The organism is Synechococcus sp. R5-15, assembly GCF_047462035.1.
GTDB lineage: Bacteria > Cyanobacteriota > Cyanobacteriia > Thermostichales > Thermostichaceae > Thermostichus.
Genome location: NZ_JANSIK010000083.1, coordinates 1 through 3,889 on the forward strand (window position 1 = coordinate 1; position 3,889 = coordinate 3,889).

Annotated in this window: 4 protein-coding genes; 3 read left to right on the plus strand and 1 reads right to left on the minus strand. The window is 59.5% G+C overall.

All coding sequences use genetic code 11. The features are described 5' to 3' along the window. On the plus strand, positions 1 to 492 hold a 492-nt coding region (locus NW839_RS07820), incomplete at its 5' end, for a 2-phosphosulfolactate phosphatase (RefSeq protein ID WP_414350444.1). A gap of 102 nt (positions 493 to 594) precedes the next feature. Here the strand turns inward: NW839_RS07820 and NW839_RS07825 are convergent. After that, positions 595 to 879, minus strand: a complete 285-nt coding sequence (locus NW839_RS07825; protein ID WP_011431955.1) for a hypothetical protein — start codon at positions 877 to 879, stop codon at positions 595 to 597. 228 nt (positions 880 to 1,107) lie between these two features. Between NW839_RS07825 and argC the strand changes: the two genes are divergently transcribed. Together argC and NW839_RS07835 are read left to right on the plus strand one after the other, a co-directional pair. Continuing rightward, positions 1,108 to 2,214 carry an N-acetyl-gamma-glutamyl-phosphate reductase gene (gene argC / locus NW839_RS07830; protein WP_414350446.1) on the plus strand — a complete coding sequence of 369 codons (1,107 nt, stop codon included), beginning with the start codon at positions 1,108 to 1,110 and terminating at the stop codon, positions 2,212 to 2,214. A gap of 38 nt (positions 2,215 to 2,252) precedes the next feature. Then, positions 2,253 to 3,695 carry a hypothetical protein gene (locus tag NW839_RS07835; protein WP_414350448.1) on the plus strand — a complete coding sequence of 481 codons (1,443 nt, stop codon included), beginning with the start codon at positions 2,253 to 2,255 and terminating at the stop codon, positions 3,693 to 3,695. Positions 3,696 to 3,889 lie beyond the last annotated feature (194 nt).

Consider the following 3,889-nt stretch of genomic DNA (forward strand, 5'->3'; position numbering starts at 1 on the left):
GATCTGGGCAACTCCCCCCTCGACTACACTCCCGACCGCGTGCGGGACAAGCGCATCTTCCTGAGCACCACCAACGGCACGCGCAGCCTACAGCGCCTGGAAGGGATCCCAGTGGTGATTACAGCAGCCCTGGTGAACTTGGGAGCCGTGGTGGACTTTCTCAGACGGGGCTCCTTTGCCGAGGTGTGGCTGGTGGGATCCGGGTGGGAAGGGGCCTTTTCGCTGGAAGATACTGCCTGTGCCGGAGCCATCTTGCATCGCCTGGGCTGCTCTTTGAACCAGTTGGGCAACGACGAGGCAGTGGCAGCCTTGGCCCTCTACCAAACTTGGCAGGACGATCTGCTGGGTTTGTTGCGGCGCTCTAGCCACGGGCAACGGTTGTTGGGTCTGGGGCCGGAAAACGATCAGGATCTGGCCTATTGTGCCGATCTGGATCGTCTCTCAGTGGTGCCCCGACAGGTTCAGCCTGGGGTTTTGGCCAGTGGCGGGTAGATTTTGGATAGATGGATCCCGCCAGTTGGAAGTGAGCAGCCATTCTCAGCAACAGGCCGGGTGCGGGCTTGGGGATCCTTCCCCGGCAGAGCTGGTCTGCAGCTAACCCGCTTGGGCCGTGTCGGGGGCAATGCCCAACGCTTTCTGGTGCAGCCACGCCTGCCATTCTCCTGGGATCAGCTTGTTGTTAAACGCATCGCCAGAAACAAACATATCCCGCTGATTCTGGGCCAACACAAAAATGGAGCGGCGATCGAAATGGGAAGTGAGCTTGTAGAGGGTGTAGGGGCCTTCTGAGTAGAGGGTCAGAGTTTCCTGATCCAGGCCATGGCGGCTGCTTTGGCCATAGGCCCGCAAGACCATGTTGATCAATCGCTCATAGTGCATAGACCGCAGATTAGAAAGCTACACAGAACATAGACAGATATTACGGAAGCCGCTGCCAAGGCCCGAGCGGCTCAGGTGAACCCAGCATAACAAATCCCCCTGGATGGCCACGCAACGCTAACGCGAATGAAAACGCGAATGGACAAGATGCAGCGTCAAATGCAGCAGAAAAATGCGGTAGAACTTAAGGCAAGCCATCACGCAACCCTCTTGCACAGGCAGCCCCCCATGGCCAACATGGCGCCCCGCCCACCCCACCCCACAGAGCCTGTCCGCATTGGCATCGTCGGCGCTTCCGGCTACGGAGGGGTACAGTTGGTGCGGTTACTGAGCGAGCATCCCGGCGTGCAGATCACCTACCTGGCCGGGCAAGACAGTGCCGGCAAGCGCTACGGGGATCTCTATCCCCAGTTGGCCCAGGCGGTGGATCTGACCGTTCAGCCGGTAGAGGTGGATCGCATTGCCGCCAACAGCGATGTGGTGTTTTTGTCTCTCCCCAATGGGCTGGCTGCCGAGCTGGCCCCGCCCTTGCTGGCCAAAGGGTGCAAAGTCTTGGATTTGTCGGCAGATTACCGCTTTCGCAACCTGGCCACCTACCAATCTTGGTACCGCATGGGTCAGACGGATCCCAACTGGCCCAGCCCTGCCTATCGCCAGGCCAATGAGCAGGCGGTCTATGGGTTGCCGGAACTTTACCGCGAGGCGATTGCCCAAGCCCAACTGGTAGGCTGTCCCGGCTGTTATCCCACTGCCTCATTGTTGGCGGTTGCTCCTCTGCTGCGGCAGGGGTTGGTGGAGCTGGACAGCCTCATTTTCGATGCCAAATCCGGCGTTTCGGGGGCAGGTCGTACCCCCAAGGTGGGATCCCTGTTTGCCGAAGTGGACGGCTCTCTGGCAGCCTATGGAGTGGCCCAGCACCGGCATACGCCCGAGATCGAGCAGGCCTGCAGTGACCTCACCCACACCCCCATCACTGTACAATTTACGCCCCACCTCGTGCCGATGGTGCGGGGGATCCACGTCACGTTGTATGCCACCCTGCGGGATCCCGGCTTTGTGGGGGAAGATTTGCTCACCATTTACAATGCTTTCTATCGCCAATCTCCTTGGGTGAAGGTGCTGCCGCGGGGGGTTTACCCGCAAACCAAATGGGTCTCCGGCACCAACACCTGCATGATCGGGGTGGAGGTGGACAGCCGCACCAACCGCGTTATTGTCCTGTCGGTGATCGATAACCTGATGAAAGGGCAAGCCGGGCAGGCGGTGCAGTGTCTCAACCTGATGATGGGATGGCCGGAAACGTTGGGTTTGCCTCGGCTGGCGTTTTACCCCTAGCTATAATGCCCGTGATCCCCTTGAAGCGGATTCTGTCCATGTCTGAACCCCTGAATCCCCCTTTCCATTCCGAGCCCCAAAACGCCTCGCCCAGCTCAAAGGTTGCCTCAGATGCCGTCAATGGCGCTGCTGAGGGCCTGAACTGGGAGGAGCTGTGGCGGCAGCTGGAAGCGGGCTGGCAGGATCTACCCCGTCGCTCCGAAGAGACGGTGCAACAGACCCTGGCTCGCCTGCAACTGGAGTGGGGCGGGCTGTGCCGAGAGGCGCGGGATCGGCTGCAAAGCGCTCTGGAACAGTCGAGAACGGCGGGATCCCCAGAGCCCATCCACCGAGAGCTGCAAGCGCTCTTGCCCCTGCTTAACCCCTGCCAATGGGAAGTGGTCATTGGCTCTTTGCGGCAGGCTGCGGATCGCGCCTGGGTGGCCAGCTTGCTGTATCACGGCTTGCAGGAAGCGGCCTATCCAGAGGCGGAAAGCCACGGGATCCCTTCTTGGGCTCGGACGCTGACCTCTGACCAACGCTCTGCTCTGGAGGCGATGAGTGCCCGTGCCTATGGCAACAGCCGCCTGCCTTTGGTGATGGACAAAAGCGGCCAGATTCAAGTAAAGGCCTCAGCCGCCTTGTTGGCCGCCTTGATCGCCATCGAGATCGGCAGTGTGGGTTCGGCAGGTGCCTTGTCCTTGCTGGGCACACCGGAGCTGCGCAAGCTCTTGAATGCCGAGGGCAAGCTGCGGCGAACTGGCTTAAAACAGGGACGAACTGCCCTCACAGAAGAAGAATGGCAAACGCTGCGCCGTTGGCTGGATCCCAAGGGATCTCCTCCCGACTGGTATCTCAATCTCACTCAAGTGGGGATCCAGACCACCCAAGTGGGGGACTATGCGGCACGGCGGCTGCGGGAGTTTTTCCAGAGTGAGTGGATTAAGCTCGTGATCCCCCCCTTGTATCACCTGGTCATCGATGCAGTGCGGCTGCTGACGGGAGAAGTGTTTCTCAGTGTGGGCACCACCCTGGAATCGGCTTTGGAATCGGCAGAGGCAGAGCGGCGACTGGAGTTGGTGCTGCAAGCCTTGCCCCAGGCGCGGAACATTCCCAGACCCAACCAGATCCAGGCTGCCATCCCTGCTGTGGTGGAAGCTGCCGAGAAACTCCTCAGACCTCTGCTGGCGCGCCAGTTAATGACGGTGGCGGACATCTTCGATCCGCCCATTCGCAACGAGAGCCTAAATGAATTGGGGCGGCAGCTCAACCTGTGGAACCCCTTCCAGTTTCTGCTCACCTGGAGCACGGCCGGCTGGCTGGAGGCCCTTCTGGATCAGATCAGCGAGTTGCAGCAGACCTACCCAGAAATGCCCCTGTGGGAGAGCTATCGCCAGGGCCTTGAAACGGCAGTGCAAGCTCCACGGGTGATGGATCAGGCGGAGGCTCTGCGTCTAACGGCCAAGAGTCTGGATCCCAAGTTGGATCCTTTGGAAGATTGAACTGATGATGCATAGGGAAGAAAATTTCCTACAGCATCCACAAAGTGAGGCTGGCAGGCTAGGTGGAATCTTTTCTACGCCAAAGACAAATCTGCACGGGTTGTAGAGGGTGGCCGGCGGACTGGTCTGATACATTTACGCTGAACATTGCTGAACATCACTGTTCAACTATGCAGCGATAGCATTCTGTTTGT

Coding starts and splice junctions, on each gene's coding strand:
- NW839_RS07825 (WP_011431955.1), bottom strand. CDS start 879: ATGCACTATGAGCGATTGATCAACATGGTCTTGCGGGCCTATGGCCAA.
- argC (WP_414350446.1), top strand. CDS start 1,108: ATGGCCAACATGGCGCCCCGCCCACCCCACCCCACAGAGCCTGTCCGC.
- NW839_RS07835 (WP_414350448.1), top strand. CDS start 2,253: ATGTCTGAACCCCTGAATCCCCCTTTCCATTCCGAGCCCCAAAACGCC.